This is a genomic window from Cyanobium sp. Tous-M-B4 (assembly GCF_024345395.1).
Lineage (GTDB): Bacteria > Cyanobacteriota > Cyanobacteriia > PCC-6307 > Cyanobiaceae > Cyanobium_A.
The window spans coordinates 125,209-151,686 of record NZ_JAGQBA010000001.1; the positions used below are offsets into that span (position 1 = coordinate 125,209).

Below are 26,478 nucleotides of genomic sequence, written 5' to 3' on the forward strand. Positions count from 1 at the left end.
GCCAACTCTGGCTCAGGCCGCCGCCACTTCCGTGCTGCCCGAACGCTGACGGCGTGTAAGGAAGCCAAACAGCACCTTGCCAATGGCGGCGATCAGATTGCCTTCCAGTTCCTGGAACATGGTCATGTTGAGGTGGAAGGCGTGGTTGGCCTCCTCCACAATGCGATCGGCCATGGCCTGGTCGATTGGCAGGGCGTCGAGGGTGGTGCGGTAGTTGGCCTTGAAGGCCTTCTCATCGGGGATAGACGCGAATTCGTAGAAACGCAGGCCATCGTGCTCGCCCAGGCTCATGGCCTTCTGGGCGATGTTCTTGAGGATCTGGCCGCCGGAAAGATCACCTATGTAGCGGGTGTAGTGGTGACCCACCAGCAGCTCCGGGCACTCCCGCGCCACCTGGTGCAGACGCTCAACGTATTGCTGGGCGCCAGGGGTGGGTTGGACCGCATTGCGCCAGTCGCCACCGAAGTAAAAGGCAAGGTCCTGCTCGAGACTTTCGCGCCGGTTGAGCTCAGGAAAGGCCACCGGACCCACCACCGGATGCTCCCTAAGCCGGCCAAACTCCTCCTCCATGGCGGAGTACACGAAATAAAGGTCGGCCACCAGGGTGCGGTAGCTGGCCTTATCCACCACCCCCTTGAGGAAGCAGCTCACGAAGCCGGTGTTCTCCGCCATCGTGTGCGCCTTTTTGGTGCCTTCACGCAATTGGGAAGCAAGGGCGACGGCCATCTGACAGGGGCTTGATACGGGCGAGGCGCCAAGTTAGGCGGGAGTTTTACCGGGGCGCCTGGCAAGGTTGCGAAGGGTTACGCCGCCAGGTTCTGATCGGCCTGCTCGGCGCCACCGAAGAGATCAAACAGCTCCCGGGAAAACTGCTGCAACTTCTGCGCCACCTCGGCCTGTGGCAGATGACTACCCGACGGCTGCCAGTCGCCCACGGTGGCCAGCCGCCAGCGCTCGCTCTCGTAGGTGAGGCCCCGGATCGTCACCCCCAGCAGGCGAGGGCGTTCAGGCCTGCTCCGCCCCGGGGCCCCGTCCAGGCGCAGCTGCACCAGAAAGGAGCGGCACTGGCTGCGCGGACTCCAACCCGGTAGATGAAAGGAGAGATCCAGGCTCTCCTGCTCGGCAAAGGCACGGGTCAGAGCGTCGTCGCGCCAGGGGGTGAGGTTGGCTCGGGCATCGGGGAAGTGGACGCGAAACAGGCTCGCCGCCGCAGCGATTGCCTGGGCAAGTTCCAGGGATCGGGCCTGATCGGCGGCATTCATGCCGTTTCCCCTGAGCAGAACCGCAACATGCCTGAAACCTAGGCTCGCCGCACCGCTCAGGCCGAACAGGTCCGTAACAGCCCATGGCAACCCCTAGCGCCGCCAGCTTTGAGAAGCTCACCGCCCCTGCCAACGGCACCGCAATTCGCTTCGAAAATGGTCAGCCGATCGTGCCCAACGATCCGATTGTTCCCTTCATCCGCGGTGATGGCACGGGCGTAGACATCTGGCCCGCCACCCAGAAAGTGCTGGATGCGGCGGTGGCCCAGGCCTACGGCGGTGAGCGCCGCATTGAGTGGTTCAAGGTGTACGCCGGCGACGAGGCCTGCGACCTCTACGGCACCTATCAATACCTGCCGGAAGACACCCTGAGCGCCATCAAGCAGTTCGGCGTGGCGATCAAGGGGCCCCTCACCACACCGATCGGCGGCGGCATTCGCTCCCTCAACGTGGCCCTGCGCCAGATCTTCGATCTCTACTGCTGCGTGCGCCCCTGCCGCTACTACGAGGGCACCCCCAGCCCCCACAAGCGCCCTCAAGACCTGGATGTGATCGTGTACCGCGAAAACACCGAAGACATCTATATGGGGATCGAGTGGGAAGCGGGCGATCCGGTGTGCCTCGATCTGATCAAGCACCTCAATGAGGTGGTGATCCCAGCCAACGGCAAGCTGGGACAGCGCCAGATCCCAGCGGGCTCCGGCATCGGCATCAAGCCCGTGAGTAAGCACGGCAGCCAGCGCCACATCCGCAAGGCGATCCAGCACGCACTGCGCCTAGAGGGCGACAAGCGCCACGTGACCCTGGTGCACAAGGGCAACATCATGAAATTCACCGAGGGTGCCTTCCGCGACTGGGGCTACGAACTGGCCAGCACGGAATTCCGCGATGTCTGCATCACCGAGCGGGAAAGCTGGATTCTCGGCAACCTCGAAAAGGATCCCGGCCTGAGCATCGAGGCCAATGCCCGCATGATCGAGCCCGGCTACGACAGCCTCACCCCCGAGAAGAAAGCCGCCATTGATGCCGAGGTGCAGGGCGTGCTCGATACCATCGGCACCAGCCACGGCGGTGGTAAGTGGAAGCAGATGGTGCTTGTTGACGACCGCATCGCCGACAGCATCTTCCAGCAGATCCAAACCCGCCCCGCCGACTACTCGATCCTCGCCACCCTCAACCTCAACGGCGACTACATCTCCGATGCGGCCGCAGCCGTGGTGGGAGGCCTGGGCATGGCCCCCGGCGCCAACATCGGCGACAACGCTGCGATCTTCGAGGCCACCCACGGCACCGCTCCCAAGCATGCCGGCCTCGATCGCATCAACCCCGGCTCAGTAATCCTCAGCGGCGTGATGATGCTCGAGTTCATGGGCTGGCAGGAGGCCGCCGACCTAATCACCGCGGGCCTGAGCGCCGCCATCGCCAATGGCGAGGTGACCTACGACCTAGCCCGCCTGATGGAGCCTCCCGTGGAGCCGGTGAGCTGCAGTGGCTTTGCTGATGCTGTGATCCGCCACTTCGGCGGATGAACACCGACCCCTGCGTGCACTGCGGCTTCTGCCTGCCCACCTGCGCCAGCTACCGGGTGCTGGGAACGGAGATGGATTCACCCCGGGGCCGCATCTACACCCTCAAGGCGATCGCCAACGGTGAACTGAGCCTCGACGCCACCGTGGCGAAACACTTCGACAGTTGCCTGGGCTGTCTCGCTTGCGTGACCGCCTGTCCTTCAGGGGTGCGCTACGACCAAATGATCGAGGCGACGCGCCCCCAGCTCAACGCCCCGGAACTGCGCAGCTCCGCCCAGCAAGCATTTCGCAAGCTGCTGTTTGCCCTGCTTCCCTACCCTGCGCGGCTTCGGGCCCTGCTCACGCCGCTGCGCCTTTACGCCGGCACCCCCCTGCAGGCCCTGGCCCGCCGCAGTGGGCTCACCCGCCTGTTCGGCCCCCAACTGGAGGCCCTCGATCAGCTGCTACCTCCCTTAGTGCCGGCTGGCTTCCGCGACGACTTCCCCCTAGTAGTGCCCGCCCAGGGTCCTCGCCGCGCCCGGGTAGGGCTGGTGCTGGGTTGTGTGCAGCGTTTATTTGATCCAGCCGTGAATCAGGCCGCCGTGCAGGTGCTGAGCGCCAACGGCATCGAGGTAGTGATCCCGCCAGCCCAGGGTTGCTGCGGCGCCGTGACCCACCACCAGGGGGAACTCAGCCAGACCAACGAGCTGGCAATCGGCTTAATCCAAAGCTTTGAGGCCGTAGTGGGCCCAGGCAAGCCCGCCGGAGCCGAGCCTCTCGACGCCGTATTGGTGGCAGCCTCCGGTTGCGGCCACACCATGAAGGCCTACGGGCGGCTCACCGGCAGCAGCTTCTCTGCCCCGGTCGCGGACATACAGGAATTCTTAGCCGAGCTCGGTCTAAGCCAGCCATTCCTCGCCGCCCTCAAGCCCCTGAGCCACGCTGACGGCGAGCCAGCCAGCGCCAAACGCCCGCTCCAACTGGCTTATCACGACGCCTGCCACATGCTGCATGGCCAGGGCATCAGCAGCCAGCCCCGGGCCCTGCTCAATGCCATCCCCCACATCCAGCTGCGCGAAGCGACGGAAGCGGGAGTGTGCTGCGGCAGCGCCGGCATCTACAACTTGGTGCAGCCTGAGGAGGCCGCCGCCCTTGGCCAGCTCAAGGCCAAAGACCTAGCTGGCACCGGTGCCGAGCTCGCTGTTAGCGCCAACATCGGCTGCAGCCTGCAGATCCGGCGCCACCTGCAGGAGCTGCCCCAGCCAATCCCGGTGCTGCATCCGATGCAGTTGCTGGAGCAGAGCTACAGGGGTTGAGCCAACCCATCCCCGACCAGCCGCCAATCAACAAGGCCCCTAAAGGCCGCCTGCTGAACATTCTGGGAGTTGGTTTTGGCTTGGCCGGTGCCGTGGGCGGCACGATCGGGGCCGGCATCCTGCGCACTCCGGGCCTGGTGGCAGCCCAATTGCCCTCGGCGGAGCTGGTGCTGGCCGCCTGGCTGGCCGGCGGGCTCTATGCCCTGCTGGGGGCGGTGTGCGTTGCCGAATTGGCGGCAGCCTTGCCAAAGGCCGGCGGTTGGTACGTCTACGCCGAGCGAGCCTTCGGCAAGCGAGTGGGCTTTCTGGTGGGCTGGACCGACTGGCTGGCCCACTGCATCGGCCTGGCCTGGGTAGCCACCACAGTGGGGGAATACGGCCAGGCCCTGCTGCCCGCCGCGATCCCCCAGGAGCCCTACACGGTCCGAATCCTGGCGCTGCTGGCCATCGGCCTGTTCAGCCTGATTCAGCTACGGGGCATGCGGGCCGGCAGCGCCAGCCAGGAATTACTCAGCCTCGCCAAGGCGGTGGCCTTTCTGGCCCTAGTGGCGGCGTGCTTCCTGCTGCCCATCCAGGCGGCGCCCCCTATCGCGCTATCACCGCCTGCGCCCATGGCGATCGCGGGCTGGCGGAGCCTGAGCCTGGCAGTGGTACTGGCCCTACAGGCAGTGATCACCACCTACGACGGCTGGGCCAGCCCCGTTTATTTCGCTGAAGAATTCAGCGAGCCGGGGCGAGATCTACCCCGCTCCCTGATCGGCGGGGTACTGGCGGTGCTGGTGCTTTATCTGCTGATCAACCTGGCCCTGCTGCATGTGCTGCCCATCGCCCAGCTGGCCAGCGCACGCCTGCCGGCCGCGGACGCGGCACGGGCCCTGGCTGGACCGCTGGGTGGCCTGCTGATCACCGCGTTAGCGCTTGTGTCCCTGCTAGGCCTGATCAACACCGTGGTGATGGCCGCCCCACGGATTTTGTTTGGCCTCAGCCGCGACGGCCTGCTGCCGAGCTTTGTTGCCCAAGTGAACGGGGGCGGCACCCCGAGCGCGGCCCTGCTGCTCACCAGTACGGCCGCCGCGGCCCTAGTGCTGGCCGGCTCCTTCGAGCGGCTGCTGACCATGGGCGCCGTGTTCTACGTGAGCCTGCCGCTGGCGGGCATTGCCTCCCTGGTGACCCTGCGCCAGCGGGAGCCGGAGCTGCCCCGCCCCTTTCTCACCTGGGGCTACCCCGTGTCCCCCCTACTGATCACGGCGGTGTCCCTGGCCTTCCTGATCGGCAGTACGGCCAACGACTGGCTAAGCAGCCTTGCCGCCCTAGCCCTGGTGGCCATGGGCTACGGCGTCTGCCTGTTGGCGGAGCGACGACCCCTAGCCGAGGAGACGAATTAATCCGCGCTTTCCAAGCCCTCCATCCAGCGCCAGGCCAGCTGCAGCGTGTCCCCATCACCGAGGTTGCCAGGGAAGGTGAGCACCGGCAGAGGCTCTGGCAGATCAGCCAGCACTAAGGAAAGCCCCGGCAGCAGCTGGCCTTGCAACTCGACAGCCGCCAGAGCCAGACCATCGGCCAGCAGGGTGTGGGTGGTGATGCCCCCCTTGCTGATCAGATAACCCAGCTGGGGGGCCAGGGCAGCAGCCAACCGGGCCATCAGCGCCGCCAGAGCGTCGCCTAAGCGGCGGCGCTGCGCCACTGATGAGCACTGGAGCTCACCCCGGCTGGTGTACAGCACCGGCGTTTGCTCCTGAGCCAGCACCCGCCGCAACTGAACCAACCAGTCGGCCTCCAGGGAAGCCAGCAGGGGCTCCGGCAGGGGGCCTTCCAGCAGCCGCGCCAGCTTGGCGACGGGCAGCTCCAGCCCCACGCAGCGGGGCTCCGTCAGCAGCTGGGTAAGCTGGGCATCAGCCAAAGGCACGTGGGAGCCCACCAGCACCAGCCCTGGCTTGGGGCGGCGCAACCGGGCCAGGGCAGCTCCAGCCAGGGGCTGGGGCGGCAAAGCCGCTAAGGCCTGGATCCAACTGGCCGCCGACTGGGAAAGCACCGCCCGCGGCCAGGCCTGGCGCACCACCTGGGCCAGGGCGGCCAATTGCTCAGGTCGCTCCCCGTCAACGGCCACCACAGGCCCGCCATCTAGGGCCGCAAATCGCTCCGCCAGGGCCTGGCCGCCATCGCTTAGGGCGTAATCCAACTCGGCGCCCGTCAGACGCTGGACCTGGTGAGCGGCGATACGGCCCCCACTTTTTTCCTCCACCCAAACCGGTAGATCGCTGCTGGCGTAGCCAAACAGGCGGTCGCGGGCGAAGGCGGTTTCGTGCACGGGCTGGCCGTGCAGGCGATGCACCCCCTCCACGGTGGTGCGTCCCCCCTCAAAAAAAGCCGGGATCAACAAGGTGGCCGCAAAGGGGCCGAGCTCGGCCGTTATCACCTCCACCTCCAAAGGAAAGTGGCCCCGCAAGGTGGAGTCGCCGCGACTCACCAGCCACCAACGCTCAATGCCTGCCAGGGGCAGGGCCGCAGCCAGGGCCCGGCAGATCTGGCGCACCCGCTCCGCGGCCGCTTCCGGCGCTAGGGCCCGGGTGTTAGCCAGCAGAAACAGCAGTGGCGAAGGGTGCCGCAGCCCCTCCGCCAAGGTGGCGGCATCCCAGCGCAGCAGCAGCGGGCAGCTGTGCACCGTCTGGGAGCCGGTGGGGTCATCGTCGATGACGATGATTTTGGAGGAGGCGGCCATGGCACCATCGTGCCGTGATGACTCCGGAGCCCAGGGAGCTGCAGGAGCTGGTGCGCGAGCTGCACCAGCAGGCTGCGCCCTGGCAACCCGCGGGCCTGGGCAGCCGACTCAACTGGGGGCCACCAGTTGTGGGCGCCAGCGCCACCGTGAGCTGTAGGCGGCTGAGCGGCATCGTTGAACACAGCCCTGGCGATTTCACTGTGACGGCCCTAGCCGGCACGCCCCTGGTCGAATTGCAAGCCGAACTGGCCCGCCACAGGCAATGGCTAGCCGTTGACTGGCCCTGGGGCAGTGGCATGAGCGGCCAAGCCAGCGGCAGCCTGGGCGGCTTGGTGGCCAGGGGCCTGGCCGGAGGTCTGCGCCAGCGCTACCTGGGCGTGCGCGACCAGATCATTGGCCTGGAATTGATCCGCAGCGACGGCACCCGCGCCCGGGCCGGGGGCAAGGTGGTGAAAAACGTGGCCGGCTACGACCTGATGCGCTTGATGGCGGGCAGCTGGGGGTCCTTAGGCCTGATCAGCAGCCTCACGCTGCGCACCATGCCGGAGCCGCCCCAGCGGCGCGGCCTGAAGCTGGAGGGGCCGCTCGAAGCCCTCGGCCAACTGGCCGCCTGGCTGCTGGGCTCAAGCCTCAGCCCGGAGCGGATCGACTGGTGGCGCCCCCCTGCCCCCCAAGAAGACGGCACCGGACTGCTGATCAGCCTGGCCAGCATCAACGCCCTCACTCTCAATGAGCAAATCGGCTGCATCGCCGCCAAGGCTGCTCCCTTGGCAATCACGGCCAAAACTCTTGAACCTGCCCAACTCGCAAGCCTGGTAGGCCAAAGCCAAGGGTCTGAAACTGGGTCCAGCGACTGGTTGCTGCGGCTGGCGGTGCGCCCCAACCAGGCGACTGCCCTGCTCAAAGATCCAGCCCTGGCCGGCTTGCCGGTGGTCCTGGGGGCTGGCAGTGGCCTAGGTATCGCCTGGGCAACTGCCTCAGCCCTACCTACCTACAAGGTGGAGGCGCTCAGGCGCTATTGCCAGCAGGGTGGCGGCTACCTGACGGTGCTACGCCAGCCGGCCAGCAGCAAACTGCCAGCCTGGCTGGATGCCCCATCGCGGCCCCTGATCGAAGCGATCAAACGGCAGTTTGACCCGAAGCAGCAACTGTCGCGCGGTCGCCTGCCGGGAGTGAATCTGCCTGGAGTGGAGCCGCCCCGGAGCTAAGGCCGGCGATCCAGTCGAGCAGGGCAGCATTCACCTGATCTGGCACCTCGTCGTGGGGACAGTGACCCGCCTCGAGCACCACTTCGCTGGTGCCTGCAGGAGCATGGCGCTGGAAAGCAGCCCGCCGGCCCACGGCGTTGATCCAGGGGTCGCGGATGCCCCAGAGCAACAGCAACGGACATGTCAGCTGGACAAACAACTCATCGAGGGGCTGGCCGCGGGGGATATCAAACACGGTGCGGAAGACACCGAAAGCCCCCGGATCCAGCGACGGCCGCCGGATCGCCTCCACCAAGGCTTCATCGACGTTGGTCTTGTCGACATACACCTGGTTGAGGGTGCGGCGAATCGTGGCCGGCCGGCGCAAATTTTCAAACAACAACCGCTGCAGCACCGGACTTTTGAGCAGGGCTCCCGCAATGGTCTGGCGGGTGATCGCTCCCCAGCCCTTAGGCGGCGCCTGCTCATCGCTGAACGGCCCTGCCGCATTCAGCAGCACCACCCCGGCCGCCTGGTCCCCCAAGGCAGCGCCAGCCGCCAAGGCTGAAAAACCGCCAAGGGAATTGCCCGCCAGCACCGTCGGCCGGCCGATGCGCTCGTGCACATAGGCGGCCAGCTGGTCGCGCCAGAGGGGGCCGCCGTAGGCAAGCTCAGCCGGCTTGGCGCTGCGACCGAAACCCAGCAGGTCGATGGCGTGCACCTCATGGCGCTGGGCCAGCACGGGAATGTTGTGGCGCCAGTGATCGGTGGAGGCGCCGAAGCCATGCACCAGCAGGATCGCGGGGCCCTCGGGCTCAGCCGGCGCCGCTGCGATGGCGTGCACTGGATGGCCGGCGTAGCTCCAGGGCTGGGGTACAGACAAGGAAGCCACCTTGATGTGTCCAGGGTGGTCGATGCTAGGGAGATCTGCGGCACGCCATTGCCCCTCACCAGCCCTGACTGGAGCCCCTTCCTGCCGGGGATCGCCCTGTGGGCCCTAGCTCTGTACCTCCCCTTGAGCGGCCCCCTGGGGCGCCTGGAGGAAGCCCTGGCCGCGGGCTCCCTGCCGAGCCCTGTCCAGCAGGTGATGTTGGTGATTAGCAGCTTGCTGCTGGCCCTGGCCATCGGGGTGCTGGCCGACCTGGGCCTGAGCTGGGCCCTGGGCCCCGACTGGGCCAGCAGCCTCGGCCTGATCGCCGCCGGCTGGGGCCTGTTCACAGCACTCGCCAGTCGAGCCAGGGAAGACGGGGAATGATTGCCGGTGTGCGGGCCCGGTAGGTGGCGTAATCGGGATAGGCCAGCTCAAGGGCCCGCTCCTCGCGGCGCGCCTTTCCGCCCAGCACGGCCACCAGGGCCAGCAGCAAGGCCAGATGCAGCAGGCTGCCCAGGGCCAAACTCACCCCCAGGGAACAAAACAGCACCGCTTGATAAAGGGGGTGACGGCAACGGCCGTAGGGCCCGCTTGTCACCAATGGGGCACCAGGAATCGGATCAGGCAGGGGCGTAAGGCTGGAGCCCAGCCCCCAGAACGCCTGGACCGCCAGCACCAGCCCGAGCAGCAGCAAAAGGGCGCCAGCCAGGGCTAGGGGCAGGGGCCAGGCATAACCCCAGGCGCCCGGGGCAGGCCAAGGCGGCAGCAGGTGGGCAGCAATCAGGGCCAGCTGGGCGAGCAGCCACCACTCACCGTGGCGGTTGTCTAGCCAGCCCCCCCAACTCAGGCCCCAGCGCTCAGGTTGGAATTTCGGCAAGTGGATCAAGATCCGGACCTCCAGCGCTGCCACCCAGCACCAGTCTGAGCAGGATCGGCGCCAGGAAGGTGGTGCCGATCACCATCAGCAAGATTGCGGCCTCCAGCGGCTTGGTAAGCAGCCCAGCCTGGGTACCCAGGCCAAGAAAAATCAAGCCCACCTCGCCGCGAGGCATCATCCCCAAACCCACCACCAACCGGTTGGTTTTCTCCTTACTGAAATAGCTCCAGCCGGTTGCCACCTTGCCGGCAATCGCCACGGTGAGCAGAAAGGCCGCCACGATCAATCCCTCCCGGTTTTCAGGGTTCAGCGGATTGAGCACCGACAGATCCATACCGGTGCCAATCAGCACAAAGAAGATCGTGGCAAACAGGGCAACTAGGGGCTTAACGGTGTCCTGGATCGCATGGGTGTGCTTAGAAGAGCTGAGAATTAAGCCTGCAGCGAAAGCGCCAAGAGCGGCTTCTAGGCCGATCGCCTGGGCCACAAAACAGCAGAGCGACAACACCACGAAAGCCGCCACGACCACTTCGCCAGGGGCCTTGAGCTGATCGAGCAGCCAGTCGAACCCAGGAGCAGCAGTGCGGCTCAGGAACAGGGCCGCCGCCACAAACACAGCTGCCGCCGCAACCAACTTCAGGATCGGGCGCACGGTGAAGCCCTCGCCGCCAGCCAGGCTCACCACCACCGCAAGGATCACGATGCCAAGAATGTCGTCGAGCACGGCCGCGCCGATAACCGTCTGACCCTCGCGGGTGCGCAGAAACTTCAACTCACCAAACACGCTGGCGGTGATGCCGATGCTGGTGGCAGTCATCGCCGCACCGGCGAAGATCGACGGAATCAGGGGCACATGGAAGATGTAATAAAGGCCCGCAGTGCCTAGGGCAAAGGGAAGCACCACCCCAGTTACGGCAACGGTGGTGGCCTGGGCACCCACCGCTACCAGCTCATCGAGCTCGCTTTCCAGTCCGGTGAGAAACAACAGGGCAAACAGACCGATCTGGGAGACCGCTTGCAGATTCGGGAAGGTCTCGGCGTAGATCTCCTGCACCTTTTCCGGTGAGAGATCGGCCAGAGAGCTGAGCAAGCCCAAGCCCCAACTGCTGAGTTGGACCTGGGTTTCGGGCGGCACGATCAAATGCAGGCCGGAAACGCCAATCAGAACGCCAGCTACCAGCTCCCCCAGGATCGTGGGCAGCTGCACCCGCACCATCAGCTCCGCCAGCAGCCTGGCCGCCACGAAGATCACCAGAAACTCGCCCACCGAAATCAGGGTTTCAGCAACTTCGGCTTGGTGACTGCCGATTTCAAGCAAAAGCGCTGGCAGAACCATGGAAAAGTGGGTGCGCGGTAGTGGGAGGCGCGACCTTAAGCCGCCCGCGCCAAGGTGTTTGGACACTGATCTCTATTTGGCCCTGGGGTTTGGATTTGGCAACCATCGCTACGGTCTGAATATTGAGCAGAGGACGCGGACAATGGCAGAGCAACTGCAGCGTCTTGATGCTTGGTGGCGGGCCGCCAACTACTTAGCGGTGGGGATGATCTACCTGCAGGACAACCCCCTGCTGAGCGAACCGCTCCAACCTGCCCACATCAAAAGTCGGCTGCTGGGGCATTGGGGCTCGAGCCCGGGTCAATCCTTTATCTGGGCCCATGCCAACCGGGTGATCCGGTCCCACGACCTCGACATGATTTATCTGTCGGGCCCGGGCCATGGCGCCCCTGGGGTACTGGCACCCACCTACCTCGATGGCTCCTACAGCGAGATCTATCCCGACAAGTCGACGGATGCTGCCGGCATGCAGCGCTTCCTTAAGCAGTTTTCCTTCCCCGGCCACATCGGTAGCCACTGCACACCGGAAACCCCTGGCTCAATCCATGAGGGCGGCGAGCTGGGCTACGTGCTCTCCCACGCCTGCGGGGCGGTGTTCGACAACCCCAGCCTGATCGCCCTGGCCTGCGTCGGCGATGGCGAAGCGGAAACCGGGCCCTTGGCCACCAGCTGGCACATCAACAAGTTCCTCAACCCCGCATCCGACGGCGCCGTGCTGCCGGTGTTGCACCTCAACGGCTACAAAATCGCCAACCCCACCCTGCTGGCCCGCATCCCCAGGGAGGAGCTCGCCAGCTTGATGCGGGGCTACGGCTGGGAGCCCCTGTTTGTGGAAGGCAGCGAGCCGATGGCGATGCACCAAGCCATGGCAGCCGCCATGGACAGCGCCATAAACCGCATTCAAGAGGTGCAGGCGGAGGCCCGCCGCAGCGGCGATCCCAGCAACGTCAGCCGGCCCCGTTGGCCCATGATCGTGTTGCGATCGCCTAAAGGCTGGACAGGGCCGGCGGAGCTGAATGGCAAAAAGTTGGAAGGCTTCTGGCGCAGCCACCAAGTGCCCCTGCCCGATCCCAAGCGAGACCCGGCCCAGCTAGTGCAACTCGAGGCCTGGCTGCATAGCTACCGCCCCGGCGAACTCTTCGATGGACAGGGGAGCCTGATCGCCGAGCTGCGCGCCCTCTCGCCCATTGGCCAACGCCGCATGGGCTCCAATCCCCATGCCAATGGAGGGCTGCTGCGCCGCCGCCTGCACCTGCCGCCGATCAAAAACTATGCCGTGCCCGTCGAGCAGCCGGGCAGGCACGAGGCCGAAAACACCGCTCCCCTGGGGGAGCTGCTGCGCGATGCCATTGCCCTGAACCCCAATTCCGTGCGCGTGTTCGGACCGGATGAAACCGCCTCCAACCGGCTGCAAGCCATCTACGAGGTCAGCAAAAAGGTGTGGATGGAGGAATTTCTGCCGGAAGACCTCAACGGCAGCGAGCTCTCCCGCAGCGGCCGCGTTGTCGAGATGTTGAGCGAACACACCTTGGTGGGAATGATGGAGGGCTACCTACTCACCGGCCGCCATGGTTTTTTCCACACCTATGAGGCCTTCGCCCATGTGATTGCCTCGATGTTCAACCAACACGCCAAGTGGCTGGAATCCTGCATTCACCACGCCCCCTGGCGCGCACCGATTTCCCCCTGGAACTGCCTGATCTCCAGCACAGTGTGGCGCCAAGACCACAACGGCTTCACCCACCAAGACCCTGGCTTCATCGATCTCGCCGGCAACAAGAGTGGCGAGGTGGTGCGCGTCTACCTGCCGGCCGATGCCAACAGCCTGCTGGCTGTAGCTGAACAGGCGCTACAGGAAACGAACGTGTGCAACATCATCGTTTCTGACAAACAGAAACACCTGCAATATCTAACTCTCGAGCAGGCCCGGGCCCACGTGGCCAAGGGCATCGGCCTATGGAGCTGGGCGAGCAACGACGAGTGCGGCACTGAACCAGATGAGCCTGATGTGGTGATGGCCTGCGCGGGCGACATCCCTACCAAGGAAACCCTGGCCGCGGTTGAAATTCTGCGGCGTGAAATCCCGAGCCTAAAAATCCGAGTGCTCAATGTAGTGAAGCTGTTTGCTCTCACCACTCCGAGCGAACACCCCCACGGCCTCAGCGACCGGGACTTCGACAGCCTGTTCACCACAAACCAACCGGTGATCTTCAATTTTCACGGCTACCCTTGGCTAATCCACCGACTCACCTACCACCGCACCAACCACGTCAACTTCCATGTGCGCGGATATAAGGAGAAAGGAAACATCAACACCCCTCTGGAGCTGGCGATGAACAATCAGATCGACCGTTTCAACTTGGTTATTGATGTGATTGACCGGGTTGCGGGCCTGGGATCCCGCGCTGCCCACGTCAAAGAGCGCATGAAGGAGGCGATCTTGGCCAACCGGGCCCACGCCCATGAGCACGGCATGGATGCGGAGGATGTCACCAACTGGCGATGGAACCCACTGCCTACAGCGGCCCATGCGGGAGAATTACTCCAATGAGCGACCTCCAACCCAGCAACCTGCGTCTGCCCACCCCGGGCTGCTACGCCGACCCAGATCGCAGTGGTCTGACCGCGGAAAACGTGTTCGACGGCATGACCGAACACCTTTTTTACACGCTCGGCAAGCTCGCCCCCACGGCCAGCCGCCACGACCTTTACATGGCCCTCAGCTACGCGGTGCGCGACCGGCTGATGACCCGATACTTGGCTGGCATTGAGGCGCTCAGTGCCACCCCGACTCGAGTGGTGGCCTACCTCTCCGCTGAATTTCTGATCGGGCCCCAACTGGGCAACAACCTGTTGATGCTGGGCATCCAGCAGGAAGCGGCGGAAGCCCTGCGCCGTTTCGGCATCAACGACATCAACGAGATCCTCGATGTTGAGGAGGAGCCTGGCCTGGGCAACGGAGGCCTGGGTCGGCTGGCGGCCTGCTTCCTGGAGTCGCTGGCCTCGCTGGAAATCCCGGCCACCGGCTACGGCATCCGCTACGAATTCGGCATTTTTGACCAGCTGATCCGCGATGGCTGGCAGGTTGAGATCACCGACAAGTGGCTCAAGAGCGGCTGGCCCTGGGAGCTGCCCCACCCCGATCAAGCCTGCTTCGTGGGCTTCGGCGGCCACACTGAGAGCTACCGCGATGAGCACGGCACCTACCGGGTGCGCTGGATTCCGACAGAGCACGCCATCGGCATTCCCCACGACGTGCCGGTGCTGGGCTACCGGGTCAACACCTGCGACCGGCTGCGGTTATGGCGAGCCGATGCCGCCGAATCCTTCGACTTCTATGCCTTTAACAGCGGCGACTACTACGGCGCCGTAGAGGAGAAGGTGGGCTCCGAGACCCTCTCCAAGGTGCTCTATCCCAACGACGGCACAGATGAGGGTCGGCGTCTGCGCCTAAAGCAGCAGCACTTCTTCGTGAGCTGCTCCCTCCAGGACATGATCCGCAACCTCGATGCCCGCGGCATCCCAATCACGGATTTCCCCGATCACTGGGCGGTGCAGCTAAACGACACCCACCCGGCCATCGCCGTGGCAGAGCTGATGCGCCTGCTACTCGATGACAAGCACCTGGACTGGGAGGTCGCCTGGAACATCACCAGCCGCTCTCTTTCTTACACCAATCACACCCTGCTGCCGGAAGCCCTCGAGAAGTGGGGCTTGGGGCTATTTGGCTCCCTGCTACCCCGCCACCTGGAGCTTATCTACGAGATCAACCGCCGCTTCTTGCAACAGGTGCGCCTGAAATATCCGGGCAACGAGCAGATCCTGCGCAAGGTCTCGATCATCGATGAGGAGGGCGATAAGGCAGTCCGTATGGCCAATCTGGCCACCGTTGCTTCCCACCACGTCAACGGCGTAGCAGCCCTGCACAGCGAATTAGTCAAAACCGAGCTGTTTCCTGAATTCGCGGCCCTGTGGCCCGAGAAATTCACCAATGTCACCAACGGCGTCACCCCGAGGCGCTGGGTGGCCCTGGCCAATCCCCAGCTGTCGGCCCTGCTGAATGAATCGATTGGCCCAGGCTGGATTAACCATCTCGATGAGCTGCGCCGCCTAGAGCAATTCGTCGATGACAGCAGCTTCCTCGAGCGCTGGGAGGCCACCAAGCTGGGCGTTAAGGGCCAGCTGAGTAATTACATCCATCGCCACACGGGTGTGCTGGTCGATCCCACCTCCCTGTTCGATGTTCAGGTGAAGCGGATCCATGAATACAAGCGCCAGCACCTCAATGCCCTGCAGGTAGTAGCCCAGTACCTGCGCATCAAGAATGGTCAGGCCGAGGGTATGGCCCCGCGCACGGTGATCTTCGGCGGCAAGGCAGCACCGGGCTATTACATGGCCAAGCTCATTATTCGTTTCATCAACGGCATCGCCGAAACGATCAATGCCGACCCCGACATGGAGGGCCGGCTGCGGGTGATCTTCCTAGCCGACTACAACGTCAAGCTGGGTGAGCGGGTTTATCCCGCCTCCGATCTCTCGGAGCAGATCTCCACCGCCGGCAAGGAAGCCTCCGGCACCGGCAACATGAAGTTCGCCATGAATGGGGCGCTGACCATCGGGACGCTCGATGGCGCCAACGTGGAAATTCGCGAACAGGTGGGGGCGGAGAACTTCTTCCTGTTTGGCAAGACCGCTGAGGAGATCTCCGAACTGCACCAGTCGGGTTATTGCCCCTGGGAGCTGATCGGGGGAATGCCCGAGTTGGCCGAGATCCTGCGACTGGTGGAGCAGGGCCACTTCAGTAATGGTGACGGCGACCTATTTAGACCGCTGCTGCAAAACCTCACCGGCCGGGATCCCTTCTTCGTGCTGACCGACTTCAACGACTATCTGCGGGCCCAGTCCGAGGTCGACCTGGCCTGGGCCGACAGGGGTCGCTGGAATCGCATGTCGTTGCTGAATTCAGCCCGCAGTGGCTTCTTCTCTTCAGATCGCTCAATCCGCGACTACGCAGAGCGGATCTGGAAAGCCGAAAGCTTCCCGGTCACGATCACCTGCGAGCTGGACTGAGCAGGGAGATGGTCTAACCGGGCAGGTCTGGAGTTTGGTGGAGCAGCCGATTCAGCCTTAGGCGATCGGCATTAAGCGGATCAGGGGCCAGCTCACCGGCCACTTCCCGAAACTTTTGCTCGACCTCATCGGGCACCCGCACATCAAAGATGCGCTCCATCAGGGCCTCTATGGAGAAGAGGTGGGCATTGATATTCTCCAAATCCGCCATGGCCTGCTGGAAGGCATCGGGCTCAGCGCCCTGATCCTCAACAGCCCCTGTACCTGCTCCTTGGCCGCCAGGGGCAGCATTGGCCTGACTGGCGGCTTCTGTTGCCTCCTGCTGCTTCTGCAACTCTTCCATCACCCGGCCTGCCAGGGTGCGAAAAGATTGCAGCGCAGCCCAATTAAGCTCCTGCTGCTGGCGCAGGGTGGGATTTTCACGGATCAATCGGTCATGTTCCCGATAGAACCGCTGGCAATCAGGGCATTGGCAGGGCTCTTCTGGCACCGCACTCCCTTTTGATCTCAGTCCCCATCATGGCACTCAAGCCGCCAAGGGGATCTCGATCGAGGTCACCACGTTGATTACGTCGCGCAGCCGCATCGAATCGGCAAACCAGCCCATGGCTTGCTCGGTATCACCACTACGCTCAGCGTCGGTGGCCTGCTCCTCGTGAGCCTCAGCTAGCAGGGCCAGCCAGCAAAGGCAGCGGGCTTGAACCACCGAAAGGTCGAGCTCATCGGGCTGGCTATCGGCGATGCGTTCGCTCTCCTGCTGCACCAGCAGACGCAGACGCAGATCGTGAAGCTGAGTCATCGCGGTCAAACGACTAGGACCACGCTAGCCCCGGTGCTGCGAATAGGTAGGGCACCACCTGTAGCGCTCGCTACCGGGCATGGAAGACAGCGATGCACAGCTTGAAGATCAACCATCCGGCCCATTACGGCCACAGACAGGACAAAACGACAAGTCCCTCTTCTGCCAGGCCAACCAAGGGCAGATTGACGGGACTTGACAATCAACGAAAAGAAACTACTTGCCATAAAGCGAATTTTACGCAGCTAGCGCAGAGTTGCAGCCAAGAGCCGTATAAATAGGCACCAAAAGCTAAAATTGCTACGAGGAATGCCGTCTCTGCTACATCATTAGTTTTCCGTCCCGCGGGGGCTTGTCTACCACTGGCCCCGCCGGCATTGGTCGCCTTTTCAATGGGCTGACGCCAGCACCCTTCCTCACCCAACCAATCCCGCATCCCCAACCTCAAAACCCATGGGAGTTCAGTCAACCCTGACCATCAACGATGGCGACCTTGCTGCCGATGGAGTTCAGATTTATGGCGGCCAAGAGGTCACGCTGAGGCTGACCGCAGAAGCAGTCGGAGAAGACCTTGATATCAATCAAGTCACATTCTCGAATGTCAATCTTCTTGTCCTAAATCCAGATTCTAGCTTCGAAACAATTCCCATCACAGTCACTTGGACACTGGATGCTTCCGGCGACACCGACGGAGACGGCCGCTGGGACCAAGGCGAGCTTAGAACCTGGACAGCCAGCTACACAATTCCCGAAGAGATCCAAGAGGGTGCAATCGCCGCTTTTGGCGCAACCATTGCGACAAAAGACTTCGGCCCATTCGGCAATGGAACAGGCGCCAACGGAGAGTCGTCCTCCGCGACCACAGCCGGAATGATCTCGGTGGTCGACGAGCCCGCTCCCGCCCTCACACTAGAGAAAACAGCCAACGTCGACAGCTTCGAGCAGTTTGGCGATCCGATCGAATACACCTTTGCAGTCACAAACACGGGTAACCGTGATCTCACCAACCTGACAGTCACCGATCCCCTGATTGAGGAGATCTCCGCTGTTCTGAATGAAGTAACCGGTGAAAACACCGGCGATGCCGATAACGACGGCAGCTTCGACATTGGCGAAACCTGGGTCTTCAAAGGCAGCTACAATGCCGACCAGGCAGATCTCGAAGGCGATGCGATTCCGAACACCGCCACAGCCGAGGCCTTCTACGGCACCCAGGCCGTCAACGATGACGACGATGAAATCGTCGAGTACGACGCAATCGAACTGGGCATCGAGCTGACCAAAACGGCCGATCAGGCGTCCTATGAAGGGGCTGGTGAGGAAATCGTCTACACCTTCAGCGTTGACAACACCGGCAATCGCGGGCTGAGCAAAGTTACGGTTACCGACCCCCTGCTCAACAACGTTGCTGCTGTCACAGCAGGAGACACCTCGTTCAACATCGGCGACGCTGACGAAGACAACATCCTGGATACGGACGAAACCTGGACGTTCACCGGCTCTTACACCACCACCGCAGGCGACACCGCCGACATTCCCAACACGGCAACCGCCTCCGGCTCCTACCGCGACAATGAGGCGTCCGACACTGACGATGAAATCGTCACCTACGACGCAATCGATCTGGGCATCGATCTGACCAAAACAGCCGATCAGGAGACCTATGAAGGTGCTGGTGAGGAAATCGTCTACACCTTCAGCGTTGACAACACCGGCAATCGCGGGCTGAGCAACGTTACGGTTACCGACCCCCTGCTCAACAACGTTGCTGCTGTCACAGCAGGAGACACCTCGTTCAACATCGGCGACGCTGACGAAGACAACATCCTGGATACGGACGAAACCTGGACGTTCACCGGCTCTTACACCACCACCGAAGCCAACAACGCCGACATTCCCAACACGGCAACCGCCACCGGCTCCTACAAGGAGCTTTCGGCAACCGACACTGACAATGAAACCGTCACCTACGCACCTCCCAGCCTAAGCATCGCACTGCTGAAGGAAGCCGACAGAACCACCTTTGAAGCCGCCGGCGAAGCCATCACCTACACCTTCACGGCGACCAACAACGGCAATCGCGACCTGGATAATCTCACCATCAGCGACAGCCTGCTGAACGATGCAGTGAGCGGCATTCTCACTGAGGGCAGCGAGTTTAACGTTGGCGATACAGACAACGACGGCACCTTCGACGTCAACGAGGCGTGGAAGTTCACTGGCTCTTACACCACCACCGAGGCTGACGCAGTCACCGGAAATGTGGTGAATGTGGCCCAAGCATCAGCTACCTACAAGGGCAGCAACGTTCTCAGCAACGAAGACGATGCAATCGTGAATTACAACCCGCCCGAGCCCCCGTCGACCCTCGAGGGCCTTTCCCTGGGCTACTGGAGTGAGCACATCACGGGTCGCAAGGCCGATGCCACCTGGAACGAGGAGGCCTACGAAGGCGCCAGCTACAAGAATGCCTCTTTTGAGGTGTTCTTCTTCGGCGGACAAGCAGCCTCGCTGAACTGGCGCAACAAAACCGACGTGACGATGTCGGAAGCCGTGAAACTGAGTGGTGGTGGCCAGTTCGCCCTGGCCCGTGATGCCGTTGCCGCTGTGCTCAATGCCGAGCGCGACGACGTGAACTACAAGTACACGGTGGCTGATGTGCAGTCCATGGTGCGCGATGCCTTCAACATCAACGATGGCGGCGCCAACACCTGGGGCATTGAGAGCCTCAAAAATGAGCTGAGCCTCAACAACAACCTCGGCAACGACCTGGTGTAAACCCACCGCGGTCGATCCCCCCCAGCCCGGCGCCGGATCCCTCCAGCGCCGGGCTTTTCATTGGGGAGGGGCCTGTCAGCCCAGGGATGGCTGCGAAGGCTCACGCCCTCCTGGTTTCAGCTGGACTTGGGCGACCTCGCCATCCGGAGATAGCGCACTTGGCGGGGCGACATCCCAAAGCGCTCACGGAAGTCGCGGCTGAATCCCGAAAGGCTCAGATAGCCACACGCCTGTGCCACTTCGCTCACGCTCAGGCCGGACGCGGATCTCTCGAGCATCCGGCGGGCCTGCTCCAGGCGCTGGCGGCGCAGCCATTGCACCGGCCCGCATCCCACCTCGGCCTTGAAGCCCATCTGCAGCGATCGCCGCCCATAGCCGCTGTGTTGCTCCAGTTCACTGAGGGCCAGCGGCCGCTGCAGGTTGGCCCGCATCCACACCATTAGCTCCTGCACCGAGGAGCGCAGGTTGAGCTGCTCACCGGACAGCTGAGGCGCTTCGGAACTAACTCCCCAGTGGGCCTGCAGCAGGAGCGCCACGCAACGCAGCACCAGATCATCCAGGCAGAGCATCGGATCGGGCTCCCGCTGGGCCATGCGAAAGCTGCCGTCGACCAGGGCGAGGGCAGCCAGCAGGTGCCGGTGGTGGTAAGCGCAGGGCCCCTGGTTGATATCAACCGCGAAGGGCGCCGCCAGGCGAGCCGCCAAGAGCGTGGCAGAACTGGGCCGCTCCGCCATCGTCTGCAGCCGGGAGATCAGGGCCGCTTCACGGAACTGGATTGCCGTTCCCCCGGTGGCATCGTTAACCAGGCGCCAGCCTCTGGCCGGCAGAAAAGCCACCGTCCGCCCGTGGCTGTTGTCCACCTGCTCGCCATCGAGCTGATACTGCCCCCACCCCACGGAGGGCAGAGCCAACAGGCAGAGCTGCTCTCGCGGATCCACTGCAAGGGTGAGCGGGGTGCCGAGCACGCTGCTGAAGCCCACCTCTCCCACCACCGCAGAAGCCGCCTGCAGCTGCAGACGGGCAGACCCCTGCAGCCGCGGCTGCAGGGGTTCCAGATCCTCGATCACAAATTGGTGATCAAGGAGGGAGGCCAGGGCCTCCGGGCCGTCGATACGGGCCGACCAGCGAGTGTCCAACAGGATGGGCTGATCGAGAAGCCGTGGCAGCAAAGACCCTAAAAACCCAATTTGCGAGCGACCTTAGAGGTACGAGCCCACCCGGTCAATGACCCAAGCCATGGGCCTTCAAAACGGGGCTGGCGGGACTCGAACCCACGACCTACGGTTTAGGAAACCGTCGCTCTATCCGGCTGAGCTACAGCCCCATACCGGCATTATGGAATGCGAAAGCAGGCGAGGTGATCGCGATCAGGGCTGCGGCACCTCCGCGGAGGTAGCTGGAGCGCTTGGTTGAGGAAAGTCCGGGCTCCCCAATGGCCAGGCTTGCTGGGTAACGCCCAGTGCGGGTGACCGTGAGGACAGTGCCACAGAAACACACCGCCGATGGCAGGGGGCTCGCACCCCCCGCACAGGTAAGGGTGCAAGGGTGCGGTAAGAGCGCACCAGCAGCATCGAGAGGTGCTGGCTAGGTAAACCCCAGCTAGGAGCAAGGCCCAGGGACAACGGTTGGCCATGACACCCGTCCCGCTTCAAGTGCGCCGCTCGAGGCCGCCGGCAACGACGGTCCCAGACAGATGATCACCCCCCACCGGCTCGCTGGTGGGAGAACAGAACCCGGCTTACGTCCTGCTTTCACCCTTATTCCCCGCCAGCCCATGCGGCCCGAACGCCACCAGCAGCTGGTTGCCTTCCTGCGCTCCCTAGGCCTTGAGGTTGGCGACCGCGACCTTGCCCCCATAGAGGAGGCTCTCAGCCACACCTCAGCGGGCCTGGCCCGAAACCATGAGCGCCTGGAATTCCTGGGCGACGCGGTGCTGCGCCTAGCCGCAGCAGAATTCCTGCAACTGCACTTTCCAAACCTGAGCGTGGGGCGCTGCTCTGCCCTGCGGGCCCAATTGGTGAGCGACCGCTGGCTGGCCGAACTGGGCGAGCACTGCAAGATCGAATCCGTGCTGCACCTAGGCCCAATGGCCAGTGGTGATCAGGCCGGACGGGCCACGGTGCGGGCGGAATGCTGTGAAGCCCTTCTTGGTGGCCTCTATGAAGCCTGGGGCGCCAGCCAGGGCGGACTGGAGCCGGTGCACCGCTGGCTCTCTCCCCACTGGCAGCGCAGCAGCAGCGAATTGCTGGCCGATCCAGACCGCCACAACTGGAAATCGGCCCTGCAGGAGTGGACCCAAGCGGCCGGGCTGGGCCTGCCGCACTACGACTGCCAGGAGCGCAGCCAAGCCCACGCTGACCCGCGCCGCTTTCATTGCAGCGTGACGATTGCGGACCAGACAAGCCACACGGGCTGGGGGCCTTCAAGGCGCGGCGCTGAACAGGAAGCAGCCAGGGCTGCCCTCGCTGTGATCAAGCCTGCTCGAGAAGCTTGAGCGGCATGGTGACGAGCTTGTCCCAGTTGCCGCCCTCAAACAGCACGGCGGCCTGCTGGCCGCTGATCCGTTGCACAAAGCCCCGGTAGCCGTTGTAAATCGAGCGGCCGTCACGCACCACCACGGTGGAGCCCGGCAGGATCGGCAGGTCGGCCATGATTTAGGCGAGGCGTAGGGCCATTATCGGGGGACGCGGGAAGTAGCTGGCCATGGCCGATCAAACCAGCAGCAGCGAGATCGCCACTCCTGGCCCCGACGATCTACTTGTAGTCGGCAAAGTGGTGTCAGCCCAAGGGCTGCAGGGGGAGCTGAGGGTGCTGCCCATGAGCGATTTCCCGGAGCGCTTCACCCGGGCCGGGCGGCGCTGGTTGCAGCGGCGGGAGGAGGCGCCGCGCCAGGTAGAGCTGCTGAGCGGCAGGCAACTGCCCGGCAAGGAGTTGTTTGTGGTGCGGCTCGCCGCCATCGACAGCCGGGAAGCGGCCGAAGCCCTGGTGGGTGACCAGATGCTGGTGCCCCTAGCCGACCGCCCCAAGCTGGCCAAAGGCGAATTTCACCTGCTCGACCTGGTGGGCACCGAAGTGCGGCTGCTGGCGGATCAACGGCCCATTGGCCGGGTTCGCGACCTGATCCACGCTGGCAACGACCTGCTGGAGGTGGAGCAGGAAACCCCCGATGGCCCGCGGCGACTGCTGATCCCCTTCGTGACTGCGATCGTGCCGGAAGTCCATCTCGAGGAAGGCTGGATCGGCATCACCCCGCCCCCTGGGCTGCTGGAGCTTTAGTCGACTCTCAGAAGGCAGCTGTTGCGCTGGTAAGCCAAAGGTGACCTTGAATGGGAGCAACCCAGTCCGGTCCATGGCAAATAGCCCTAGCTCCCCAAGCAGTGCACTCGTGCCGGTGATCCTGTGCGGCGGCACGGGCACGCGGCTGTGGCCGCTGTCGAGAGCTAGCTATCCCAAGCAGTATTGGCCCCTCGCAGGCACGGGAGAAGACACCCTGCTGCAGCAGACCCAGCAGCGCCTGAAGGGCTTGCCAGGCCTCGGCGCACCACTGCTGATCTGCAATGAAGACCACCGCTTCATCGTGGCCGAGCAATTGCGCCAGATCGGCGTGGAGCCCCAAGCGATCCTGCTGGAGCCGATAGGCCGCAATACCGCCCCGGCGGTGGCGGTTGCAGCGCTGCAGGCCACGGCCCAAGGGGATGATCCCCTGCTACTTGTGCTGGCGGCAGACCACGTGATCCGCGATGCAGCCACCTTCCGCGCCACGGTGGCTGCCGGAATGGCAGCAGCAGAAGCCGGCCAGCTGGTGACGTTTGGAATCGTGCCCACGGCGCCAGAAACCGGCTACGGCTACATCGAAGCCGCCCAGTCACTGCTGGGTGCCAACGAACCGGTACCAATCGCCCGGTTTGTGGAGAAGCCGGATCGGGCCACCGCCGAGCAATTTCTTGCCACGGGGCGCTTCACCTGGAACAGCGGCATGTTCCTGTTCAAAGCCAGCGCGATCCTGGCGGAATTGGAGCGGCTGGCACCTGAGGTTGTGAGCGCCTGCCGTTCCTCGCTGGAGCACGACAGCGCCGATCTCGACTTTCTGCGGCTGGAGCGGGAGGCCTTTGCCAGCTGCCCCAGCGTGGCGCTGGATGTGGCGGTGATGGAGCGCACCGACCGGGGCGCCGTGTTGCCCCTGGAGGCAGGTTGGAGTGATGTGGGCAGCTGGAGCGCCCTGTGGGAAACCGCCGATCAAGACAGCGACGGCAACGTGCTGCGGGGCCGGGTGATCAGCGAGGGGAGCAGCAACTGCTACCTACGCAGCGAGCATCGGCTGGTGGTGGGGCTCGGTGTGGAGGATCTGGTGGTGGTGGAAACCGATGACGTCGTGCTGGTAGCCCACCGCGACCGGGCCCAGGAGGTCAAAGCAATAGTGGGGCTGCTGGAGAGGGAGGGGGCACCAGAGAGCAAGGCCCACCGCAAGATCTACCGCCCCTGGGGCTCCTATGACGGCGTCACCGAGGGTGAGCGCTGGCAGGTGAAGCGGATCGTGGTCAACCCCGGTGCCAGCTTGTCGCTGCAGATGCACCACCACCGCGCCGAGCACTGGATCGTGGTGCAGGGAACGGCGGTGGTGGAAAAAGATGGCGGCAGGGAGCTGGTAGGCGAAAACCAGAGCACCTACATCCCCCTGGGTTGCCGCCACCGCCTGTCCAACCCGGGCAAGATTCCGGTGGAGTTGATCGAGGTGCAGAGCGGCCCCTACCTAGGCGAAGACGACATCGTCCGCTTTGAAGATCGCTACGGACGCAGCGACGCCAGCCCCGCTCCAAACCTCACTCAACCGTGACGCTCTTGGCCAGGTTGCGGGGTTGGTCCACATCTAGACCCCGGTGGGCGGCGATGTGATAACTGAGCAGCTGCATAGGGATCACCGTTAGCAGCGGGCTGAGTAGCTCATCTACCGCCGGCACCGGCAGTAAGACATCAAACAACTCAGCGTCTGGGCATTCGGGCGCCACTCCGATCAGCTGGGCATCGCGGGCCTTGGCCTCTTGGGCATTGCTGAGCACCTTGTCGAACACCGCACCTGGCATAGCTATTGACACCACCGGCACCTTGGCATCGAGCAGGGCGATCGGCCCGTGCTTCATCTCGCCGGCCGGATAGCCCTCGGCGTGGATATAGCTGATCTCCTTGAGCTTGAGCGCACCTTCCAAGGCAATCGGGTAGTTGATGCCACGGCCCAGGAAGATCACATCCTGGGTGCCCTCGAAGCGGTGGGCTAGGGAAGCGCAGCGCTGGTCATGGTCTGCCACCAGGGCCTCCAGCTGCTGGGGCAACTGGCGCAACTGAGCAACCAGCGCCTTGAGCTCCTCGCGGCTGCGGCCCGAGCTAACGCCACCCTGCCGCTGGCCCAGTCGCCGCTCCGCAAATGCCAGGGACAATCCGTAGAAAGCCAGCAGTTGGCCAAGGAAGGTCTTGGTGGCCGCAACCCCCACCTCAATGCCAGCGCCAATATCAAGGATGTGGTCCACCATCCGGGCCAGGGAGCTTTCTGCCCTATTGGTGATGCCCAGCAGCCGCGGCCGGTAGGCCGAATCGGCCACCAGCCGGCGACGCTCCTGCTCCATTGCAAGGGCCGCCAGGGTGTCGGCGGTTTCCCCCGACTGGGTCACGCCGATAGTGAGCGTGTGGGGGCTCAGCGGCGGCGGCGCATAACGAAATTCACTGGCATAAAAAACGCTTGTGGGGATACCGGCCAGTTGCTCCAGCAGATAGGCACCCACCTGGGCGGCGTGGCGGCTGGTGCCGCAGGCCAGGATCTGGATCCGCTCCACACCCTCAAACACCTCAGCCGCAAGAGGCAGGGCCACCAGTGGAGTCGCTTCCCCTGCCACAACCTCGGGCAGGTGCCGGGCCACCCAAAGGGCGGCAGTTTCAGGCTGCTCGTGGATCTCCTTAAGCATGAAATGGCGGAAGCTGCGCTTATCCGCCACGTGCTCGGTGCCGCTAAGCAGGCTGGGGCTGCGCTGCACCCGCTGGCCCGCGGCGTCGTAGAGCTCGATGCCCAACGGGGTGAGCAGGGCCACCTCGCCGTCTTCCATCGGCAAAATCGTGCGGGTGAAGCCTGCCAGGGCCGGGGTGTCACTAGCGCAAAGAAACTCCCCCTCCCCCAGCCCGATCAGCAAGGGCGCCGCCTTACGGGCCACCACCAGAGCTCCAGGGGCTTCTGCCCACACCACCGCCAAGGCATAGGCGCCCTGCAGCAACGGCAACACCGACTGCAAAGCAGCCAGTAGCAGAGCCGCTGAAGCCTGCTCACCTGCCGCCCGGCGGCGCTCCAGCTCCCGAGCCAGCAGGTGCGGAATCACCTCCGTATCGGTCTCGGAGCGGAACAGCACCCCCTGCGATTGCAGCTCCTCCCTCAAGCCGCGGTAGTTCTCGATGATGCCGTTTTGCACCACCGCCAAACGACCAGAGCCATCGAGGTGGGGGTGGGCGTTGCGCTCCTCCGGCTTGCCGTGGGTGGCCCAGCGGGTATGGCCAATGCCGCACTGGCCCGGGGCCCCCTGGGCTTCAAAGCGGGTCGTGAGATTTACAAGCTTGCCTTCGGCCTTAAGACAATGGAGGCCAGCCCCATTAACAGTGGCAATACCGGCGGAGTCGTAGCCGCGATATTCGAGCTGGCGCAAACCCTCCAGCAGCTGGGGAGCCGCCTCCCGCGATCCAATCAGGGCAACAATGCCGCACATAGGCCTGGGCCAGCG

General features: G+C 63.9%; 22 protein-coding genes, 1 tRNA gene and 1 other RNA gene. 12 read left to right on the forward strand and 12 right to left on the reverse strand.

Going from position 1 to position 26,478, the window contains the following annotated elements:
- Positions 1-12: 12 nt before the first annotated feature.
- Together KBY73_RS00670 and KBY73_RS00675 are read right to left on the reverse strand one after the other, a co-directional pair.
- Positions 13-726, reverse strand: coding sequence for a heme oxygenase (biliverdin-producing) (locus KBY73_RS00670; RefSeq protein WP_254935200.1), 714 nt, complete (start codon positions 724-726; stop codon positions 13-15).
- Positions 727-803: 77 nt separating this feature from the next.
- Positions 804-1,262: a hypothetical protein gene (locus tag KBY73_RS00675; RefSeq protein ID WP_254935201.1), complete on the reverse strand. Its 459-nt coding sequence runs from the start codon at positions 1,260-1,262 to the stop codon at positions 804-806.
- Between the two features lie 83 nt (positions 1,263-1,345).
- Between KBY73_RS00675 and KBY73_RS00680 the strand changes: the two genes are divergently transcribed.
- The 3 genes from KBY73_RS00680 to KBY73_RS00690 are packed head-to-tail and all read left to right on the forward strand — an operon-like array spanning position 1,346 to position 5,471.
- Positions 1,346-2,791 (forward strand): NADP-dependent isocitrate dehydrogenase, encoded by a 1,446-nt coding sequence (locus KBY73_RS00680; protein ID WP_254935202.1) that lies wholly within the window; start codon positions 1,346-1,348, stop codon positions 2,789-2,791.
- Positions 2,788-4,086 carry a (Fe-S)-binding protein gene (locus KBY73_RS00685; RefSeq protein ID WP_254935203.1) on the forward strand — a complete coding sequence of 433 codons (1,299 nt, stop codon included), beginning with the start codon at positions 2,788-2,790 and terminating at the stop codon, positions 4,084-4,086. The genes KBY73_RS00680 and KBY73_RS00685 overlap by 4 nt, the downstream gene beginning before the upstream one ends.
- Positions 4,083-5,471 (forward strand): APC family permease, encoded by a 1,389-nt coding sequence (locus KBY73_RS00690; protein WP_254935204.1) that lies wholly within the window; start codon positions 4,083-4,085, stop codon positions 5,469-5,471. The genes KBY73_RS00685 and KBY73_RS00690 overlap by 4 nt, the downstream gene beginning before the upstream one ends.
- On the opposite strand, the gene KBY73_RS00695 is transcribed toward KBY73_RS00690, so the two are convergent.
- A complete protein-coding gene (locus tag KBY73_RS00695; protein WP_254935205.1) occupies positions 5,468-6,805 on the reverse strand; it encodes a four-carbon acid sugar kinase family protein in 1,338 nt (445 codons plus the stop codon). The two genes, KBY73_RS00690 and KBY73_RS00695, sit on opposite strands and share 4 nt — an antisense overlap.
- A 17-nt stretch (positions 6,806-6,822) precedes the next feature.
- Between KBY73_RS00695 and KBY73_RS00700 the strand changes: the two genes are divergently transcribed.
- On the forward strand, positions 6,823-8,013 hold the full coding sequence (locus KBY73_RS00700; protein WP_261347105.1) for an FAD-binding oxidoreductase: 1,191 nt from the start codon (positions 6,823-6,825) through the stop codon (positions 8,011-8,013).
- On the opposite strand, the gene KBY73_RS00705 is transcribed toward KBY73_RS00700, so the two are convergent.
- Positions 7,925-8,875, reverse strand: a complete 951-nt coding sequence (locus KBY73_RS00705) for an alpha/beta fold hydrolase (protein ID WP_261348969.1) — start codon at positions 8,873-8,875, stop codon at positions 7,925-7,927. The two genes, KBY73_RS00700 and KBY73_RS00705, sit on opposite strands and share 89 nt — an antisense overlap.
- Positions 8,876-8,899: 24 nt before the next feature.
- Here KBY73_RS00705 and KBY73_RS00710 point away from each other — a divergent pair, with 24 nt between their 5' ends.
- Positions 8,900-9,247, forward strand: a complete 348-nt coding sequence (locus KBY73_RS00710; RefSeq protein ID WP_396096335.1) for a hypothetical protein — start codon at positions 8,900-8,902, stop codon at positions 9,245-9,247.
- On the opposite strand, the gene KBY73_RS00715 is transcribed toward KBY73_RS00710, so the two are convergent.
- Together KBY73_RS00715 and KBY73_RS00720 are read right to left on the reverse strand one after the other, a co-directional pair.
- On the reverse strand, positions 9,207-9,740 hold the full coding sequence (locus KBY73_RS00715; protein WP_254935207.1) for an isoprenylcysteine carboxylmethyltransferase family protein: 534 nt from the start codon (positions 9,738-9,740) through the stop codon (positions 9,207-9,209). The two genes, KBY73_RS00710 and KBY73_RS00715, sit on opposite strands and share 41 nt — an antisense overlap.
- The gene (locus KBY73_RS00720; RefSeq protein WP_254935208.1) at positions 9,721-11,076 is read right to left on the reverse strand and encodes a cation:proton antiporter; all 1,356 of its coding nucleotides are present in this window, start codon (positions 11,074-11,076) and stop codon (positions 9,721-9,723) included. The genes KBY73_RS00715 and KBY73_RS00720 overlap by 20 nt, the downstream gene beginning before the upstream one ends.
- 115 nt (positions 11,077-11,191) lie before the next feature.
- On the opposite strand from KBY73_RS00720, the gene KBY73_RS00725 reads away from it, so the two are divergent.
- Together KBY73_RS00725 and KBY73_RS00730 are read left to right on the forward strand one after the other, a co-directional pair.
- Positions 11,192-13,627 carry a phosphoketolase gene (locus KBY73_RS00725; protein ID WP_254935599.1) on the forward strand — a complete coding sequence of 812 codons (2,436 nt, stop codon included), beginning with the start codon at positions 11,192-11,194 and terminating at the stop codon, positions 13,625-13,627.
- Positions 13,624-16,146 carry a glycogen/starch/alpha-glucan phosphorylase gene (locus tag KBY73_RS00730; protein WP_254935209.1) on the forward strand — a complete coding sequence of 841 codons (2,523 nt, stop codon included), beginning with the start codon at positions 13,624-13,626 and terminating at the stop codon, positions 16,144-16,146. Before KBY73_RS00725 ends, KBY73_RS00730 begins: the two co-directional genes overlap by 4 nt.
- A 13-nt stretch (positions 16,147-16,159) precedes the next feature.
- Here the strand turns inward: KBY73_RS00730 and KBY73_RS00735 are convergent, their stop codons facing one another.
- Complete coding sequence (locus KBY73_RS00735) at positions 16,160-16,636, reverse strand: hypothetical protein (RefSeq protein ID WP_254935210.1); 477 nt, start codon at positions 16,634-16,636, stop codon at positions 16,160-16,162.
- A 36-nt stretch (positions 16,637-16,672) separates the two neighbouring features.
- Positions 16,673-16,945 (reverse strand): hypothetical protein, encoded by a 273-nt coding sequence (locus tag KBY73_RS00740; protein WP_106632938.1) that lies wholly within the window; start codon positions 16,943-16,945, stop codon positions 16,673-16,675.
- Positions 16,946-17,398: 453 nt separating this feature from the next.
- Between KBY73_RS00740 and KBY73_RS00745 the strand changes: the two genes are divergently transcribed.
- Entirely contained in the window at positions 17,399-19,723 is a 2,325-nt protein-coding gene (locus tag KBY73_RS00745) for a DUF11 domain-containing protein (RefSeq protein WP_254935211.1), read from the forward strand.
- Positions 19,724-19,839: 116 nt separating this feature from the next.
- On the opposite strand, the gene KBY73_RS00750 is transcribed toward KBY73_RS00745, so the two are convergent.
- A complete protein-coding gene (locus KBY73_RS00750; protein WP_254935212.1) occupies positions 19,840-20,859 on the reverse strand; it encodes a helix-turn-helix domain-containing protein in 1,020 nt (339 codons plus the stop codon).
- Positions 20,860-20,973: 114 nt separating this feature from the next.
- Positions 20,974-21,047, reverse strand: a tRNA-Arg gene (locus KBY73_RS00755).
- A 20-nt stretch (positions 21,048-21,067) separates the two neighbouring features.
- Here KBY73_RS00755 and rnpB point away from each other — a divergent pair.
- Both rnpB and KBY73_RS00765 read left to right on the forward strand, forming a co-directional pair.
- An RNA gene (rnpB, locus tag KBY73_RS00760) (RNase P RNA component class A) lies at positions 21,068-21,480 on the forward strand.
- 17 nt (positions 21,481-21,497) lie between these two features.
- Positions 21,498-22,217, forward strand: coding sequence for a ribonuclease III family protein (locus tag KBY73_RS00765; RefSeq protein ID WP_254935213.1), 720 nt, complete (start codon positions 21,498-21,500; stop codon positions 22,215-22,217).
- Here the strand turns inward: KBY73_RS00765 and KBY73_RS00770 are convergent.
- On the reverse strand, positions 22,195-22,374 hold the full coding sequence (locus KBY73_RS00770; protein WP_106632954.1) for an NAD(P)H dehydrogenase subunit NdhS: 180 nt from the start codon (positions 22,372-22,374) through the stop codon (positions 22,195-22,197). The genes KBY73_RS00765 and KBY73_RS00770 overlap by 23 nt on opposite strands.
- A 52-nt stretch (positions 22,375-22,426) precedes the next feature.
- On the opposite strand from KBY73_RS00770, the gene rimM reads away from it, so the two are divergent.
- Together rimM and KBY73_RS00780 are read left to right on the forward strand one after the other, a co-directional pair.
- Positions 22,427-22,999 (forward strand): ribosome maturation factor RimM, encoded by a 573-nt coding sequence (rimM, locus tag KBY73_RS00775; protein ID WP_254935214.1) that lies wholly within the window; start codon positions 22,427-22,429, stop codon positions 22,997-22,999.
- Between the two features lie 73 nt (positions 23,000-23,072).
- Positions 23,073-24,557, forward strand: a complete 1,485-nt coding sequence (locus KBY73_RS00780; RefSeq protein ID WP_254935215.1) for a mannose-1-phosphate guanylyltransferase/mannose-6-phosphate isomerase — start codon at positions 23,073-23,075, stop codon at positions 24,555-24,557.
- On the opposite strand, the gene glmS is transcribed toward KBY73_RS00780, so the two are convergent.
- Positions 24,544-26,463, reverse strand: coding sequence for a glutamine--fructose-6-phosphate transaminase (isomerizing) (glmS, locus tag KBY73_RS00785; RefSeq protein WP_254935216.1), 1,920 nt, complete (start codon positions 26,461-26,463; stop codon positions 24,544-24,546). The genes KBY73_RS00780 and glmS overlap by 14 nt on opposite strands.
- Positions 26,464-26,478 lie beyond the last annotated feature (15 nt).

Excerpts from the sequence above, each read along its gene's own strand:
- KBY73_RS00700 (WP_261347105.1), top strand. The coding sequence starts at position 6,823 with ATGACTCCGGAGCCCAGGGAGCTGCAGGAGCTGGTGCGCGAGCTGCAC.
- KBY73_RS00730 (WP_254935209.1), top strand. The coding sequence starts at position 13,624 with ATGAGCGACCTCCAACCCAGCAACCTGCGTCTGCCCACCCCGGGCTGC.
- KBY73_RS00720 (WP_254935208.1), bottom strand. The coding sequence starts at position 11,076 with ATGGTTCTGCCAGCGCTTTTGCTTGAAATCGGCAGTCACCAAGCCGAA.
- KBY73_RS00740 (WP_106632938.1), bottom strand. The coding sequence starts at position 16,945 with ATGACTCAGCTTCACGATCTGCGTCTGCGTCTGCTGGTGCAGCAGGAG.
- KBY73_RS00745 (WP_254935211.1), top strand. The coding sequence starts at position 17,399 with ATGGGAGTTCAGTCAACCCTGACCATCAACGATGGCGACCTTGCTGCC.
- KBY73_RS00770 (WP_106632954.1), bottom strand. The coding sequence starts at position 22,374 with ATGGCCGACCTGCCGATCCTGCCGGGCTCCACCGTGGTGGTGCGTGAC.
- glmS (WP_254935216.1), bottom strand. The coding sequence starts at position 26,463 with ATGTGCGGCATTGTTGCCCTGATTGGATCGCGGGAGGCGGCTCCCCAG.
- KBY73_RS00780 (WP_254935215.1), top strand. The coding sequence starts at position 23,073 with ATGGCAAATAGCCCTAGCTCCCCAAGCAGTGCACTCGTGCCGGTGATC.
- KBY73_RS00680 (WP_254935202.1), top strand. The coding sequence starts at position 1,346 with ATGGCAACCCCTAGCGCCGCCAGCTTTGAGAAGCTCACCGCCCCTGCC.
- KBY73_RS00765 (WP_254935213.1), top strand. The coding sequence starts at position 21,498 with ATGCGGCCCGAACGCCACCAGCAGCTGGTTGCCTTCCTGCGCTCCCTA.
- KBY73_RS00670 (WP_254935200.1), bottom strand. The coding sequence starts at position 726 with ATGGCCGTCGCCCTTGCTTCCCAATTGCGTGAAGGCACCAAAAAGGCG.
- rimM (WP_254935214.1), top strand. The coding sequence starts at position 22,427 with ATGGCCGATCAAACCAGCAGCAGCGAGATCGCCACTCCTGGCCCCGAC.
- KBY73_RS00695 (WP_254935205.1), bottom strand. The coding sequence starts at position 6,805 with ATGGCCGCCTCCTCCAAAATCATCGTCATCGACGATGACCCCACCGGC.
- KBY73_RS00675 (WP_254935201.1), bottom strand. The coding sequence starts at position 1,262 with ATGAATGCCGCCGATCAGGCCCGATCCCTGGAACTTGCCCAGGCAATC.
- KBY73_RS00685 (WP_254935203.1), top strand. The coding sequence starts at position 2,788 with ATGAACACCGACCCCTGCGTGCACTGCGGCTTCTGCCTGCCCACCTGC.